Origin of the sequence: Thalassovita autumnalis (assembly GCF_001458255.1) — a bacterium.
Taxonomy (GTDB): Bacteria; Pseudomonadota; Alphaproteobacteria; order Rhodobacterales; family Rhodobacteraceae; genus Thalassobius; species Thalassobius autumnalis.
The window spans coordinates 19,724-32,763 of sequence record NZ_CYSB01000008.1 but is presented as its reverse complement, the minus strand read 5'-3'; the positions used below and the strand labels follow the sequence as shown (position 1 = coordinate 32,763).

The window sequence follows — 13,040 nt, the reverse complement described above, 5'->3', positions numbered from 1 at the left end:
TCTAAAGCCTTTCCGACATCGTTTGAGCGACATCCGAATCAAGTAATCCAGTAAACTGGGCCCGGCTCTCATGAAGACGTGCTACAATGTCTGGATTGGTTCCTTCTGCGTTTGCCGCTTCGGCAAGCCGTTCTTCCGACATTGGATCTGTGGGTCGGCCATCCACCCGCACTTCATAATGCAGATTTGGACCCGTCGCAGTTCCTGTCGCGCCAACGCGACCGATAGCCTCACCCGCTGTAACCCTATCTCCGACCGAAAGACCGTCGGGCACGAAACTCAGATGGGCATAGCGGGTCATAGTGTCCGAGCCATGCGCGATCTCGACCACGCGTCCATAGCCGCCGCGTCGGCCAACAAAGGAGATAGTTCCAGGTGCGGTGGCATAAACGGGCGTCCCATGCGGAGCTGCAAAATCGACCCCTGTATGCATGCGCACATCTCCATACACCGGATGTCTGCGGTTGCCATACACCGAACTCAACCGCGCTCCCTTCACAGGCTGCGCGAACACGCGCAACACTTCTCCATCGACAAAAATTGTCGCGTTTCCAGAGTTGTCGTCCGGCCACACGATCTCATAACGGGTTTCGTCGATGGTCAGCGCAGCGAAGGACAGGTGAGGTTGTCCGATAATTTGGTCGCTGAGCCTGGCTTCACGCCACATCAATTGCAACGGTTCGTCGCCTTTCAAATCACGCCGGAAGTCTACAGTCCCCCCCAACATCTCAGCCAAGTCTACGGCAAACCGAGCGGGAACATCTGCCGATGCAAGAGTTGCCGAAATCGAGTTTTGCACCGTCGTATCTGCCGCCCGCAGCACCAAATCAGGCTCAGGCAGTATTCTCCGAGTGGCAGTCTCATCTGTGAAAACCGCTTCGATTTGGACGCCTTCGTCAACAGACAATACGGCTCGTCTCAGCGATCCGGAAACGGAAGTTTCAATCTCGATGCCATATCCGGGTCTAAGCTTGCGCAGGTCATATTCTGCCGCCATGGCCAGAGCTACTTCGGCGCGATCACCAGCAGAAAGGCCCGCCGCAGACAGCAATGCATCTAAGGTTTCACCCGAGGACAAGGTGCCCGACCAGGATACCACTGGCGAGGCCGTTTCCAAAAATGCTCTGTCGTAAGCTAGGGGCTCCGGCGGTTCTGAGGACCAAATGACTTTGTCAGCTGCCGCAATCGTGCTCCAGGAGGGTGCCTCCGTTTGCAGCGACATAGATGGCTGTCGCAAGGGAACGGGCTGCCAATTCGACGCCACAGCAATTGCATCGGGTGCCCGGGACGTTCCCCAGTTGGTCTGGGATGCCAAGATTAGCGTTAGGACTAAAGTAGCGCCTAAGACACCAAAGGCAGGATACCTCAACTTCATGATGTTTCTTCTTCCATTGTCAGGACGCGGCGGATTTTTGGCACCGCGAATTCCCGTTGTTCATGGTAATCTATCGTGCCGGAAAACTGCCCCTCAGCATCAAAGAGAAAGACGCTTGCCGTATGGTTCATTGCATAGTCGCCGCCCTCCGTGGCGACTTTTTCATATCGTGCGCGGAAGCCCGCCGCTGCCCGTGCCGTCGTATCCAGCGTTCCGCTCCAGCCTTGGATGGCAGGGTGAAAATAGCTGATATAGTCGGCCATGGCGTCCACGGTATCGCGTTCTGGGTCTACCGTGATGAATACGACATTCAGGTCCGCAACCTCATCGCCAAGATCGTCGAGCCAACCAGAGATGTCCGACAATGTGGTGGGGCACACATCAGGGCAATATGTGAAGCCGAAAAACACCATTGATGGATTACCGATAAGTGACGCAGGTCCAACGGTTGCCCCGTCCTGGTTGGTCATCTGGAATTCCATTTGGGTAAGCGGCAAAGGTCGCTGAGCCACCGGCTCAGGCGCACCCGGCCCATCAACCTGCCACCAGCCGATGAACAGCGTTAGCGCAACAACGCCGCTCACGGCTGCGCCAAAAGTAAGGAGCGTGCGCCGGTTCATCAGCCCTCCGGCCCGCGGGCGGCAATGCCAAGAATAGGCACATCAACGTTCAGCGTCCCGCCATCAGCAAAGTTCAGTGTCAGCGGAAAGGTCTCCCCTTCGACCATCTTGGTTTGCAAGCGCATCAACATGGCATGCATGCCGCCCGGTTCCAGCGAAACACTTTCGCCCGGAAGAATGGTGATTTCACCGACAGGGCCCATGGAACTGACACCATTTAAATCAGTCGTGGTTTCGTGGATGTCCGGCATCATGGCCAATGGGGTTTCCAGCCCGACCAATGTCACCGGGTCAGAACCCGTGTTGCGCAGGATCATGTAAGCTGCGCCTGGGCGGTTGGTGCCGATAGAAGCGCGGGCCCATGCGTCTTCGACTACAATGTCGCCGGAATCCGCCACAGCAGAGGCGGGCAACCCAATTAAGAGGCTGAATGCGATGGCGATGTAGGCAGTTGATTTCATGGGTTTGTTCCTAATAGCCAATTGTTCAGGATTCATGCGCAGCGACTTCCGCAGCAACGAGGGCGCGCAACTCGTCGGCGCCGAAGGGATCAAGAGGTTTGCCGTTTACAAAGAAAGTGGGGGTGCCACGGATCTCCATCGTTTCAACGTCTGCGCGGTCCTGATTAAGGATTGCAACAGTTTGCGGCGCCCTCATTTGGTCTTGGGCCGCTTCAACGTCAAGGCCAGCCTGTTCCGCAATACTAAGGAGCAAACCCGGCGCAGGTTCACCGTGCGACGCCCAGCGTGGCTGTTGTTCTAGGATCGCTTCTTTGACCGGGATAAAGACACCCTGCATGCGTGCCGCTTCCATTACCCTGATCGCCTCTTCTGACGCCGGGCCATGAAACGGGGTGTATCGAAGAACGACGCGAACCTGATCGCCGTGCTCAGCCATGATGTCCTTTATGATCGGATAGAAAGCACGGCAGGCTTCGCAGGCGGGATCGAAAAATTCCACGATTGTGACGGGGGCGTCCTCGGGTCCCATGATGGGAGAATAGGGACGCATCAGCGCCTCTGTTTGCTCGGATTGAAGCGGTTCGACCACGGCAACTGGTGCAGTGCGGGATTGATTCCAGGCAGCGGCCGCAAATATTGCGAGACCTGCAGCTAATGCGACTAGAACGATTGATTTACTTTTCACGTGCGGGGCTCCTTCAGGGAGATTAACGAAAAGAGTGCGATCAGAGCGAAGGCTATGAGCGCCAAGAGCGGAATTGGGACGCCAAGGAATAACTGGTTATCGCCGGTACAAGACGGGCCAGTCTCGGTGCAGGGTTTGATGGGTTCCGGAAGGATGCCTGTGTAAAGTCCAAGATGCCAAAGCGCGATGGCGGCCCCGCCAATGGCGAGCGCAACGCCGTAGCGGCCGACCCGATGATCCTCCCACCAGAGACCGAGGCCAAGAACGATTACTAAGGGGAACATGAAAGCGCGCTGAAACCAGCACAGATTGCAAGGTGCCTGACCCAGAACCTCACCAATATAGAGCACTGCTAAGGAACTCCCCAAAGCCACGATCCAGGCGGCGGCAAGAGCCGAATCTTTTGCCATCACTCGGCTCATATCTACATCCTCGCCCTTAGATCGGAAACAATCTCTTCAGCTGATGTGCCATATGTCCAAGCCCCGACATATCCGCCTTGGGGATCAAATAGGAACAGCTGGGAGGAATGTCCCATCGTGTATCCATTGGGCGAAGCGGCTTCCTCGATCTTCTCAAAGTACACGCGGAAGGTTTCCGATGTTCGCTTGATCTGATCGGCCGTGCCGGTGAGGCCTACTATATCTGCCTCGAAAGCCGGAACGAACTCTGCCAGTTTTTCGGGCGTATCACGTTCGGGGTCAATCGAGATAAAGAGCGGCTGGACTTTGGCGGCATCGGAGCCGAGCGCATCCATGACAGCGGCAACCTCTGCCAAGGTCGTGGGGCACACATCGGGGCAATTCGCAAAGCCGAAGAAGACGAGCAACCAGCGCCCTGCGAAGTCTTCGTCCGTCTGCACTATGCCTCGGTGATCGGTCAGTTCGAAGTCAGCTTGGAACGCGGGCGCATCAGCGCGCTGTTCTTCTCTGATAGAAAACTGCAAAAAAATGGACCCAACAACCACGATCGCGGTAAGTCCCCAAAGCATTTTTTGTAACGTAGAAAATTTCATTGGTTGTATTGCGCCCGATTCCGCCCATTTTTAAAGCGGTCTAAATGTTCTAGTTGCTAGAGGTTCAAGTTGTTTTTCGGCATTGCGGCGGCGTGTCACGGATCTGTGATTAGGGTGCTGGCTTGCGGATGCCAATAGCTATAGCTACCAACGCTATAGATATGGAGGTCACATGCTGACAATTGGAAGTTTGGGAAAGAAGACCGGAACAAAAGTTCAGACTGTCCGGTATTACGAACAGATCGGCCTGATGCCCGAACCAGGTCGCACCGAAGGCGGGCAGCGGCGCTACGGGGATGCGGAAGTTGACCGCTTGTCCTTTATCCGGCACGCACGCCAGTTGGGGTTTCCCCTTGAAGCGATCCGCGAGCTTCTCGATCTCAGTGATAATCCCGACCGCTCTTGCCATGAGGCGGATTCCATCGCCCGGCGGCAACTCAAGCAGGTAGAACTAAAAATGGATCGGCTGAAAGCGCTGCGCACAGAATTAAAGCGCATGATCCACGAATGCAGCGGAGGCAATACAGCGGACTGCAAGGTTCTCGAGGTTTTGCGCGATCATTCTGAGTGCCTGACCGATCACAATGAAATAGGGGCTTAACCGTTTCCACGGCTCTCAAGCTACTAAAACGAAGAGAACACTTGAACCTAAAGTCACTGTAGCAATTACATCTATCTCAAAGGCGATTCGAGGAGATAAAAATGAGCGCTGGTGATCGGCTGTTGGCAGCAACCCCAATCCTAAACTTCAACCACCCGTCGATTACACAACTGATCGAGGACCGAGGGTGGAAAGCCCTTTCCCAACATGATCGGATCGGCGCCGTCTACGATTTTGTCCGCAATGAAATTGCCTTTGGGTACAACCGCGCAGACGATATCCCGGCGGCCGACGTCCTCGATGACGGTTTTGGTCAGTGCAATACCAAGGGCACGTTACTTATGGCCTTGTTGCGCGCGGTAGGTGTGCGGTGTCGCCTTCACGGGTTCACGATCCACAAAGAACTGCAACGGGGCGTTGTACCAGAGCTCGTTTATCCTCTTGCCCCCAATGAGATCGTCCACTCATGGGTTGAGGTGGAGACCGAGATGGGTTGGGCGAACCTCGAAGGGTTCATTCTGGATGCAGAGTTTCTATTGGCGCTCCAATCCGCATTTACCGATTCACCCAGCCTCTGCGGTTATGGGGCGGGAACCGATTGTCTGCAGGCTCCGCCGGTAGAATGGACAGGGGGCGATACCTACATCCAGGAGACAGGCATCGCTCAGGACTTTGGCACTTTCGACGCACCCGACGAGTTCTACGCCGCTCATCAGCAGTCGTTTAGCTTCGTAAAGGGCATATTGTATCGCCATATCATACGCCATTGGATGAATACCCGCGTGCGGCGGATCAGGTCCGGTAACGTGCCGCAAATACCTGGCTTGGCGTTGCCCAATCATAAGCACGAGGAGTCCCGTCATGCCTCATGATCACGGTCACGCGCATATTGATCCCGCTTCTGGCGACCGCCGTGTCTCTATCGCGATCTGGGCCAACGCGCTTCTGACGGTCGCGCAGATCGTCGGCGGGATCTTGTCGGGCAGCCTCGCGCTTATTGCAGATGCGCTCCACAATTTCTCGGACATGGCATCCTTGGTGATCGCTTTTGCAGCTCGGAAAATCGCAAGACGCCCTGCGGACGAGCGCATGACATTCGGCTATGGCCGGATCGAAGTTGTGGCTGCCTTGATCAACTACACCACCCTCATCCTCGTTGGCTTCTATCTCATCTACGAAGGCGGAATGCGTTTGATCGAACCGACCGAAGTGGCCGGTTGGACAGTAGTGATCCTTGGTTCGGTGGCGCTGGTCGTGGACACGTTGACAGCGCTGCTGACCTATTCGATGCAAAAGGGCAGCGTCAACATTCGGGCGCTCTTCCTGCATAACCTGTCTGACGCACTGGCTTCTGTTGCCGTAATTATCGGCGGCTCGCTCATCCTGCTCTATAACATGTGGTGGGTCGATCCGGCGATCACGATCGGCATCGCGCTCTACATCCTCTACCTTGCAGTTACCGAAATCGGTGGCCCTATTCGTATCCTGATGCTCGGAAGCCCACCCAACATCGACAATGATGCCGTTGTTGCTGCAATCAGCGACGTCGATGGTGTGCATGATGTCCACCATGTTCATCTGTGGCAGATGCAAGAGAATGAGGCGGCGCTAGATTGCCATGTCGTGACCGCTGATGGCGCATTCGGCGAAGGGATCAAAGCGGCAGTGAAAGCGCGCCTCGCCGAAGAGTTCGGCATCCGGCACTCCACTCTCGAATTGGAGGATCTGGGGAATGCACACGATGGAGCGCAGCTCTATGGGCATGAGGAGACCAGATAATGATAGAAGTCATCTTGATTTACTTAGGTCTGGGAATTGCTGCGCTGACACTTGCTTCGATCCTTTGGTCAATCGCTTTCCCCGAGCGTCGTATCTGGCCGCCCAAGCGCTACACGTCGATCACACCAATTCTGGTCTGGGTGCCAACGTTTTCGTTGTTTGGCATTCTGATCATGCTTGGCATCTTGGGCTGGGGTGATCTGGCGTTTCCCACCTGGCTGCGTTTCGGGGTCGGGATACCGCTCATTGTGTTCGGCAATGTTGTCGTCTGGTCTGAAGTCGCTCATTTCGGGGTTCCGCAAACGGGCGGCGCGAAAGGTACGCTGAGGACCGCTGGCATGTATCGTTACTCTCGCAATCCTCAGTACTTGGCCGATATCGCGATTGTTGGTGGATGGATGATACTTTCTGCAGCACCATCAACGCTCATTATTGGAACGGCTTCGATCTTGGTTTTGGTAGCTGCGCCATTCGCGGAAGAACCGTGGCTCAAGAAGCAATACGGGTCTGATTTTGAAGAGTATATGGCGTCAACCCGTCGTTTTATCTGAGCCGCCTCGCTAAGAGGCTTTTCGAAGGTTCGTTGACCCTTCAGCTGCGCGAGGCCTGAATCGCCCCTAGGCGCAGCAGGACTTACCTTCTTGAATCGGCGGACATGGAACAGTTGCGTAAGAACAATAGACGCAGCAATCCCCCTCGAGCGGTTTCAAGACTGACTGACATGACTTGCATTCATAGAACCATTGGCAAGCATCTGTCGGCATAGTCTCAGTTTCGACGTGTCCGCAATTTGGACAGGTGAGAGTAGATTGCAGCACTACTTTTGTTTCTTCTGTCGCCATAGCGCGTACCCCGTCAGAATTAGAAATCCTGCCAATATCGGCAGCAAAACGGCATCGTTGTAAACAACGCCAAGTAAGCCCGTCAGGCCAAGCGCTGTCAGTACGACCGGCAGTAACGGTGTGAAGCAACAGAGCGCGGCCAAGATCGTGCCACCCACTCCTAGGGCCAATAGTTTGTTCTTCATTGTGTCGATCTCCACAAATCCCACATAAAACGCTGTGCGGATGCTTCCCACATGGGCGAAGATAGCGCGACCAGAAAGGCGATGGACGCGACTGTAGTCCAGACGATTGTGGACCGCCTGCGCGTTGCACATGGCCTGCGCCGAAGCACCCGATACCATGCCCAAACGAGGGCAATCGCGACTCCGACAAGAATGAAGTCCCGGTAAGCGACGAATGGCCCAAGCATGGTGAGCCATGAACCACCTAGGCCCAGTATCGAAAGGCCGATAGGCAAAACACAGCACGACGCCGAAAACAGCGCCAGAAGTGCTGCGAAGGGCATCACAAGCCTGGAAGCAACGCCAGAGTTCGCCACCGGTTGTTGATTTGCATTCAAATCCATTTTGCTTTTCTACTTCCTGTAGTGACTACAGGAGCAAGCAAAATGTTCACCATCGGCAAAGCGTCGGAACAAAGCGGCGTGAACATCGAAACGATCCGCTACTATGAACGAGAGGGGATTGTTCCGAAGCCGGGGCGATCAGCAGGTGGACGTCGGCTGTACTCGTCCGCTGAGATTGCCAAACTCAGGTTCGTGCGCCGCTGTCGCGATTTGGGCTTCCCGATCTCAATCATACAGACTTTTCTATCGCTCACTGCACAAAAGGGCCGATCCTGTGGTGAAGCGAAGACCATGGCTGAGGACCATTTGGGTGAAATAAACGCGAAGATAGAGAACCTCACTCGCCTCAGAGAAGCGCTCTTGAGCCTTTCCAAGAATTGCGACGATGGAACCGCAGCCTGTCCAATGCTGGACGCTCTGATGAAGGATGGTTTTGGCGACGGGCTACGCGAGTAATGCAGCCGTAAGTTTTTGCTTCGCAAACCGCAACTCTGTCCTGCAACTCAATCATCTGAAGGTGAATTTCGCTAAAATTTGCTCGAACGGCTGCTCTTGCTAGTTTGACGCGATGCATACACCGGATCAATCTCAAACCGACTTCATCGGCGGGTGTCGCGATGCACCGAAACCGGCCGTCGATTCAAAATTACGCAAGGTCGGCTAGGTCCCGCGTTGGCGACCTTCGCGGCAGCTTTGTTGAACGGCAGTTTTCTCGACTTGAGGACGGGTATCATTTCCTCATGTCGTTCAGGAATTCCAGAACGCGCGCATAGTCTCCACTGACCACGCGCGCTTGCTCGAAGACCTCTCGCCTCTGCTGATCTAGGCAACGGAAATAATTCTCGACATCCGCAAAATAAGCCTCCGCATCGCGCTTCAACAGATCCGCATAGGCCTGCACGTCATCGGCATCGGTCGGCATCCACGGCGGCGCAGGCGGCAAACAACTGCCCGCGATCGCGGCAGATCCCCAGCTCAGAACGACCATAGCCACGCATGTTTGTTTCAAAAGCCCCATATTATCTTGGCTCAGCCACTCCGTTGCAGTAAATTTGTTTCAACGCATGAAGGGCGCAACAACTCAAATTGCACCTATTGATTGCAAGATTATAATATTGTATCGGTTCGGTAGTCCATGAGGGACTGCCGGGCCAATGCACAATTCTGCAAGGCTCGATCCTATGAATTTGATGCAAGACGCCCCTAATGTTGTCAGTGAAGACGGGCTGCGCACACTACTTGCCGAGGGTCATTCGGCGGATGTTGTGTGCCGGGTTACGCCCAAACGTACAGGTGCTCAGTGGTCCGGAGTTTGGACCGTGCATTGCGTCTCGCCAGATGGCGAGACGCGTCGCCTGCTCGTCACCGCGCGTAACAACATGGCGGCCCGAGAGTTTAAGACAATCAACGGCTTATCCAGCTTCCTCGCCGGGCTTGGTGTTTCGATCGTCTCGATCCCCATGTTCGAAGGCAAGATCGCCTCTCACAAGTTGGACGACGCGGGCTAAGCCACTTGCCGTCTTCGCAGCATTCCTAGCTGCCCCGGCCTATTCCGAAGGCTTCGTGCTTTCCATGCGAGCCGATGGCCAGCTGGAGACCAAATCCCCCCAATCAGGTTTTGCGCAAAGCTATGTCGACGGGATTGGTGAAAACCCGCCAGAGCTGATCGTTTTTGCAGCGCCTGAGCCTGAAGCTCCGCCTCCTGCACCCGCCCGCGCCTTTCCCCGCCCCGAAGTCCTGTCAGCCATTGAAAGCACGGCGCATCGTTATGGCGGGCACCCCGCGCTGCGCCGTGCTGGCCTCTCCGTTTCCGAATGGCAGGCGCTGTTCCAAGCCAATATCGAGATCGAAAGCGCCTATCGCCCAAATGCGCGCAGTTCCGCAGGCGCGATTGGCCTTGGACAGCTGATGCCCGCGACGGCCGCGCAGCTCGGCGTGGATCCGCATGACTGGCAGGCCAACCTCGACGGCTCAGCCCGCTACCTTCTGATGATGCTGGCGCAGTTCGGCACGCCCGAACTCGCGCTCGCTGCCTATAACGCGGGACCAGACGCGGTCACGCGCTATGGCGGCATCCCTCCCTACCGAGAAACCCAAAATCACGTGCGCCGGGTCATGGCCGTGCGTGACCGACTGACTGGAGCCTCCTGATGCACACACAACTCCGCACGATCCTGTCGCTGGCTCTGGCCAGTTTGATGATTGCCAACCCGGCCCTTGCACAGAGCATCGATCTCTCCCCGGTGCAGAACCTTCTTCAAGGCATTGTCGACACGATCACCGGCCCCTTGGGCATTGTGATCGGCACCCTGGCCCTGATTGGCGTGTTCCTCTCCTGGCTCTTTGGCATTCTGGATTTCCGCCAGGCTCTTTGGGTGCTGGTCGCTATCGCAGGCATCGCAGCTGCGCCGACCATCGTGACCGCCATCTGGGGCGCATAAATCCGGCATGGCAACGCAAACCCGCCTCTTCCTGGGCCTGATCCGGCCGCCAAAGCTCATCGGCTTACCAATCATGTATGCAATGGTTTGGCTCTTCGGGTTTGTGTTGCTGTTTCTTTGGGTCCAAAGCTGGCCGGTGATCATCATCGCCGCTCTGGCCTATCCCGCACTTTGGAAAGCGGCCGATTGGGATCCTGCCTTTCTTGAGGTGATGGTCACCACCCTGCAGGAAACGCCGCCCACCCCGAACCGCAAGATCCATTCGGGGGACAGCTATGCTCCATAACCCCTCGGATGATCTTGCGACGCTACCGGACTGGGCGCGCAAAGAGCGCCCTATGGCCAGCATGCTGCCCTATGTCAGCCTCGTGAATGACGTGACGATCCGCACGCGCGGCAATGCCCTGTTCCAGTGCATCCGCCTTGATGGCGTCAACAGCATGACCAGCGATGACGCGCACTTGGAGAAGATCCGCGCGCTCTTTGCAGCGATCATTGCGCAGATCGGGCCGGAGTACAGTTTCTACGTGCACAAGGTTTCAAAAGCGATCGAGACTGCTTTGCCACCGGTTCGCGAGGAAGGGTTTGCGCAAGCGCTGGACACCCGCTGGCAGGTGGCCATGGCGCAGGCGGGTCTGCGGGACAAGACACTCACGCTCACGGTGCTGAAACGCCCTCCCATGGGCGCGCGGCTGCGCCTGAAGCGTTCAGACTCGATCGCACAGTTGAAAGACCAGACAGCCAAGCAGCTGCGCAAGCTCGAGGAGGTCGTCGGTTTTCTGCTCTCGTCTTTCGCAGAGATGAGCCCGCGCCTTCTTGGAGCTGAAAGCGGCGAATTACTCGGGTTCCTCGGGGCACTCAATATTGGCCAAGAGCGACCGCTCTTCGCGAAATCCCGCTTTGGCGTCATTGCCGATGATGTGGCCAATACGCGTGTCACGTTTCAGGGGCGCGGCTTTGCGCTCGACGACGGGACAGCGGGAAAGCGGTTTGGCACCAGCTTTGCGATCAAGACCTATCCGGCCAAAACCAACTGCACCATGTTCGATGAGCTGAACCTGCCCGTCGACATGGTGGTCACACACTCCTTCACGCCGATCAACAGCAACATCATGGCCAGCCGGATCAAGCGCCAACAGCGCCTAATGAAGGCCAGCGATGACGGCGCGATTTCACTCGCCGAAGAACTGGTAGACGCGCTGGACGATCTGGAATCCAAGCGCCTCAGTTTTGGCGACCATCACATGACGGTGACGGTTTTCGCCGAGACCGAGGAAAAGCTGGAAGCCATCGCTTCCGAGGTACGCAACATCGCGGCCAGTGAAGGCGTCAATCTTGTCAATGAGAGCTTTGCAGCTCGGACGCATTATTTCGCGCAGCATCCGGGCAATGGGCAGATGCGCAGCCGCAAGGCCGCCATCACCAACACGAATTTTGCCGATCTCGCAGCGCTGCATCGCGGTCAACTGGGCAAACCCGGACACAAAGTGCCTTGGGGCAAGCCGATCACTCTCTTCCCGACGCCGGAGCGTTCGGGCTTCCTGTTCAACTACCATGAGACAGGTCAGCCGGACAAAGAGCCGACCGGTGGACACACATTGATCCTCGGTCGTCCTGGCTCCGGCAAGTCGGTGTTGTCAGCCTTCCTCATGACCCAAGCCCGGCGCTGCGACGCACGCGTGTTTGTCTTCGACTATCGCGCTGGCATGGAAATGGCCGTACGCGCCAATGGCGGGCGCTACAGCGCCATCAAGGCAGGTGAAGCCACCGGACTGAACCCGCTCCGCACAGAAATTGACGGGCGCGGGCAAGCCTGGCTTTCTGATTGGTTAGCCACGCTGCTGCATCGCTCCGACAAGCCCCTGAGCCCGGTCCAGATCAACCGCATTCAGGAAGTGGTGCGCCAGAACGCCGGAGCCAGCGATGCCGCGCTACGCAACTGGCAGGATCTGGCCTCGCTCTTTGTCGCCGGGGCGGATGAAGGGGATCTGTTTGAGCGGATACAGGAATGGACCGCAGACGGCCGATATGGCTGGATCTTCGGTCAAAGCTCTGAGGACACCTTCTCGCTCGATGGTGATGTGGTGGGATTCGACCTGACCGGGATTCTCGACAGCGAAAGCGAAAAAGAACGCATGGCGGTCCTGTCCTACCTGTTTCGGCGGGTGGAGCGTGTAATCGAGGACCGCAAGCCGACATTAATCATCATTGATGAAGCCTGGAAGGCGCTCGACAACCCGTATTTCGCAGATCGGCTCAGCAATTGGCTGGTCACGGCGCGCAAACAGAACGCCGTCGTCGTGATGATGACCCAATACGCAAGCCAGCTTGAGAAAACTCGAACTGGCAAAACAATTGTCGAGGCTGTGCCGACGCAGCTTTTGCTTCCTAACATTCGGGCCTCGGCCAGTGATTACACCATGCTGGGCCTTTCTGAGAAAGAGCTCAGTGTTTTGCTCGGCACCGGCAGCAACTCCCGTCTGGCACTGGTGCGCGATGATCAAGGCTCGGTCGTGATCGATGCCGATCTCAGCGCGCTCGGCCCTTATCTCACGATCCTTGGCGGCATGGAAAAAGGCGAAGCGCTGGTTGGCGCGGATTACCGCCAAAACCCCGATTTTTGGAGACAGATTTAATGCCTAGACTTTGCGTG

Annotated in this window: 19 protein-coding genes; 10 read left to right on the top strand and 9 right to left on the bottom strand. The window is 56.4% G+C overall.

What is annotated here, in order from left to right; genetic code table 11:
* Window position 1: 1 nt before the first annotated feature.
* From TL5118_RS02665 to TL5118_RS02640, 6 genes are all read right to left on the bottom strand, one after another.
* Entirely contained in the window at window positions 2-1,222 is a 1,221-nt protein-coding gene (locus TL5118_RS02665) for a M23 family metallopeptidase (RefSeq protein WP_234969169.1), read from the bottom strand.
* Between the two features lie 149 nt (window positions 1,223-1,371).
* Window positions 1,372-1,995, bottom strand: coding sequence for an SCO family protein (locus TL5118_RS02660; RefSeq protein WP_025054189.1), 624 nt, complete (start codon window positions 1,993-1,995; stop codon window positions 1,372-1,374).
* Complete coding sequence (locus TL5118_RS02655; RefSeq protein WP_025054188.1) at window positions 1,995-2,456, bottom strand: copper chaperone PCu(A)C; 462 nt, start codon at window positions 2,454-2,456, stop codon at window positions 1,995-1,997. The genes TL5118_RS02660 and TL5118_RS02655 overlap by 1 nt, the downstream gene beginning before the upstream one ends.
* A 25-nt stretch (window positions 2,457-2,481) precedes the next feature.
* Window positions 2,482-3,141 (bottom strand): DsbA family protein, encoded by a 660-nt coding sequence (locus TL5118_RS02650; protein WP_025054187.1) that lies wholly within the window; start codon window positions 3,139-3,141, stop codon window positions 2,482-2,484.
* A complete protein-coding gene (locus tag TL5118_RS02645) occupies window positions 3,138-3,563 on the bottom strand; it encodes a disulfide bond formation protein B (protein WP_025054186.1) in 426 nt (141 codons plus the stop codon). The genes TL5118_RS02650 and TL5118_RS02645 overlap by 4 nt, the downstream gene beginning before the upstream one ends.
* Window positions 3,564-3,565: 2 nt before the next feature.
* On the bottom strand, window positions 3,566-4,156 hold the full coding sequence (locus TL5118_RS02640) for an SCO family protein (protein WP_037969025.1): 591 nt from the start codon (window positions 4,154-4,156) through the stop codon (window positions 3,566-3,568).
* Window positions 4,157-4,328: 172 nt separating this feature from the next.
* Between TL5118_RS02640 and TL5118_RS02635 the strand changes: the two genes are divergently transcribed.
* The 4 genes from TL5118_RS02635 to TL5118_RS02620 all read left to right on the top strand — a co-directional run bounded on the left by TL5118_RS02635 (window position 4,329) and on the right by TL5118_RS02620 (window position 7,087).
* Window positions 4,329-4,757: a MerR family transcriptional regulator gene (locus tag TL5118_RS02635; RefSeq protein ID WP_025054184.1), complete on the top strand. Its 429-nt coding sequence runs from the start codon at window positions 4,329-4,331 to the stop codon at window positions 4,755-4,757.
* Between the two features lie 101 nt (window positions 4,758-4,858).
* Window positions 4,859-5,629, top strand: a complete 771-nt coding sequence (locus TL5118_RS02630) for a transglutaminase-like domain-containing protein (RefSeq protein ID WP_058243065.1) — start codon at window positions 4,859-4,861, stop codon at window positions 5,627-5,629.
* Window positions 5,619-6,536, top strand: coding sequence for a cation diffusion facilitator family transporter (locus TL5118_RS02625; RefSeq protein ID WP_025054182.1), 918 nt, complete (start codon window positions 5,619-5,621; stop codon window positions 6,534-6,536). The genes TL5118_RS02630 and TL5118_RS02625 overlap by 11 nt, the downstream gene beginning before the upstream one ends.
* Window positions 6,536-7,087: a methyltransferase family protein gene (locus tag TL5118_RS02620; RefSeq protein ID WP_025054181.1), complete on the top strand. Its 552-nt coding sequence runs from the start codon at window positions 6,536-6,538 to the stop codon at window positions 7,085-7,087. The genes TL5118_RS02625 and TL5118_RS02620 overlap by 1 nt, the downstream gene beginning before the upstream one ends.
* A 66-nt stretch (window positions 7,088-7,153) precedes the next feature.
* Here the strand turns inward: TL5118_RS02620 and TL5118_RS21700 are convergent, their stop codons facing one another.
* Together TL5118_RS21700 and merF are read right to left on the bottom strand one after the other, a co-directional pair.
* Complete coding sequence (locus tag TL5118_RS21700; RefSeq protein WP_076400265.1) at window positions 7,154-7,378, bottom strand: GDCCVxC domain-containing (seleno)protein; 225 nt, start codon at window positions 7,376-7,378, stop codon at window positions 7,154-7,156.
* Window positions 7,354-7,695 (bottom strand): mercury resistance system transport protein MerF, encoded by a 342-nt coding sequence (gene merF / locus TL5118_RS21735; RefSeq protein WP_306345409.1) that lies wholly within the window; start codon window positions 7,693-7,695, stop codon window positions 7,354-7,356. The genes TL5118_RS21700 and merF overlap by 25 nt, the downstream gene beginning before the upstream one ends.
* Window positions 7,696-7,988: 293 nt before the next feature.
* Between merF and TL5118_RS02610 the strand changes: the two genes are divergently transcribed.
* Window positions 7,989-8,402: a MerR family transcriptional regulator gene (locus tag TL5118_RS02610; protein WP_025054180.1), complete on the top strand. Its 414-nt coding sequence runs from the start codon at window positions 7,989-7,991 to the stop codon at window positions 8,400-8,402.
* A gap of 274 nt (window positions 8,403-8,676) precedes the next feature.
* Here the strand turns inward: TL5118_RS02610 and TL5118_RS02605 are convergent, their stop codons facing one another.
* Window positions 8,677-8,934: a hypothetical protein gene (locus tag TL5118_RS02605; protein WP_082638140.1), complete on the bottom strand. Its 258-nt coding sequence runs from the start codon at window positions 8,932-8,934 to the stop codon at window positions 8,677-8,679.
* A gap of 193 nt (window positions 8,935-9,127) precedes the next feature.
* Here TL5118_RS02605 and TL5118_RS02600 point away from each other — a divergent pair, with 193 nt between their 5' ends.
* From TL5118_RS02600 to TL5118_RS02580, 5 genes are all read left to right on the top strand, one after another.
* Window positions 9,128-9,454 (top strand): hypothetical protein, encoded by a 327-nt coding sequence (locus tag TL5118_RS02600; RefSeq protein ID WP_058243064.1) that lies wholly within the window; start codon window positions 9,128-9,130, stop codon window positions 9,452-9,454.
* A gap of 64 nt (window positions 9,455-9,518) precedes the next feature.
* On the top strand, window positions 9,519-10,097 hold the full coding sequence (locus TL5118_RS02595; RefSeq protein WP_058260735.1) for a lytic transglycosylase domain-containing protein: 579 nt from the start codon (window positions 9,519-9,521) through the stop codon (window positions 10,095-10,097).
* Window positions 10,097-10,387, top strand: a complete 291-nt coding sequence (locus TL5118_RS02590) for a TrbC/VirB2 family protein (protein ID WP_058260734.1) — start codon at window positions 10,097-10,099, stop codon at window positions 10,385-10,387. The genes TL5118_RS02595 and TL5118_RS02590 overlap by 1 nt, the downstream gene beginning before the upstream one ends.
* 7 nt (window positions 10,388-10,394) lie before the next feature.
* Window positions 10,395-10,673, top strand: coding sequence for a VirB3 family type IV secretion system protein (locus TL5118_RS02585; RefSeq protein WP_058260733.1), 279 nt, complete (start codon window positions 10,395-10,397; stop codon window positions 10,671-10,673).
* Complete coding sequence (locus TL5118_RS02580) at window positions 10,663-13,023, top strand: VirB4 family type IV secretion/conjugal transfer ATPase (protein ID WP_058260732.1); 2,361 nt, start codon at window positions 10,663-10,665, stop codon at window positions 13,021-13,023. Before TL5118_RS02585 ends, TL5118_RS02580 begins: the two co-directional genes overlap by 11 nt.
* Window positions 13,024-13,040: the final 17 nt, after the last annotated feature.

What these genes read in the sequence shown, in the direction of transcription:
- TL5118_RS02645 (WP_025054186.1), bottom strand. Translation starts at nt 3,563, where the DNA reads ATGAGCCGAGTGATGGCAAAAGATTCGGCTCTTGCCGCCGCCTGGATC.
- TL5118_RS02580 (WP_058260732.1), top strand. Translation starts at nt 10,663, where the DNA reads ATGCTCCATAACCCCTCGGATGATCTTGCGACGCTACCGGACTGGGCG.
- TL5118_RS02585 (WP_058260733.1), top strand. Translation starts at nt 10,395, where the DNA reads ATGGCAACGCAAACCCGCCTCTTCCTGGGCCTGATCCGGCCGCCAAAG.
- TL5118_RS02660 (WP_025054189.1), bottom strand. Translation starts at nt 1,995, where the DNA reads ATGAACCGGCGCACGCTCCTTACTTTTGGCGCAGCCGTGAGCGGCGTT.
- TL5118_RS02635 (WP_025054184.1), top strand. Translation starts at nt 4,329, where the DNA reads ATGCTGACAATTGGAAGTTTGGGAAAGAAGACCGGAACAAAAGTTCAG.
- TL5118_RS02655 (WP_025054188.1), bottom strand. Translation starts at nt 2,456, where the DNA reads ATGAAATCAACTGCCTACATCGCCATCGCATTCAGCCTCTTAATTGGG.
- TL5118_RS02620 (WP_025054181.1), top strand. Translation starts at nt 6,536, where the DNA reads ATGATAGAAGTCATCTTGATTTACTTAGGTCTGGGAATTGCTGCGCTG.
- TL5118_RS02630 (WP_058243065.1), top strand. Translation starts at nt 4,859, where the DNA reads ATGAGCGCTGGTGATCGGCTGTTGGCAGCAACCCCAATCCTAAACTTC.
- TL5118_RS02665 (WP_234969169.1), bottom strand. Translation starts at nt 1,222, where the DNA reads ATGTCGCTGCAAACGGAGGCACCCTCCTGGAGCACGATTGCGGCAGCT.
- TL5118_RS02605 (WP_082638140.1), bottom strand. Translation starts at nt 8,934, where the DNA reads ATGGTCGTTCTGAGCTGGGGATCTGCCGCGATCGCGGGCAGTTGTTTG.
- TL5118_RS02625 (WP_025054182.1), top strand. Translation starts at nt 5,619, where the DNA reads ATGCCTCATGATCACGGTCACGCGCATATTGATCCCGCTTCTGGCGAC.
- TL5118_RS21700 (WP_076400265.1), bottom strand. Translation starts at nt 7,378, where the DNA reads ATGGCGACAGAAGAAACAAAAGTAGTGCTGCAATCTACTCTCACCTGT.
- TL5118_RS02610 (WP_025054180.1), top strand. Translation starts at nt 7,989, where the DNA reads ATGTTCACCATCGGCAAAGCGTCGGAACAAAGCGGCGTGAACATCGAA.
- merF (WP_306345409.1), bottom strand. Translation starts at nt 7,695, where the DNA reads ATGTGCAACGCGCAGGCGGTCCACAATCGTCTGGACTACAGTCGCGTC.
- TL5118_RS02595 (WP_058260735.1), top strand. Translation starts at nt 9,519, where the DNA reads ATGCGAGCCGATGGCCAGCTGGAGACCAAATCCCCCCAATCAGGTTTT.
- TL5118_RS02590 (WP_058260734.1), top strand. Translation starts at nt 10,097, where the DNA reads ATGCACACACAACTCCGCACGATCCTGTCGCTGGCTCTGGCCAGTTTG.
- TL5118_RS02600 (WP_058243064.1), top strand. Translation starts at nt 9,128, where the DNA reads ATGAATTTGATGCAAGACGCCCCTAATGTTGTCAGTGAAGACGGGCTG.
- TL5118_RS02640 (WP_037969025.1), bottom strand. Translation starts at nt 4,156, where the DNA reads ATGAAATTTTCTACGTTACAAAAAATGCTTTGGGGACTTACCGCGATC.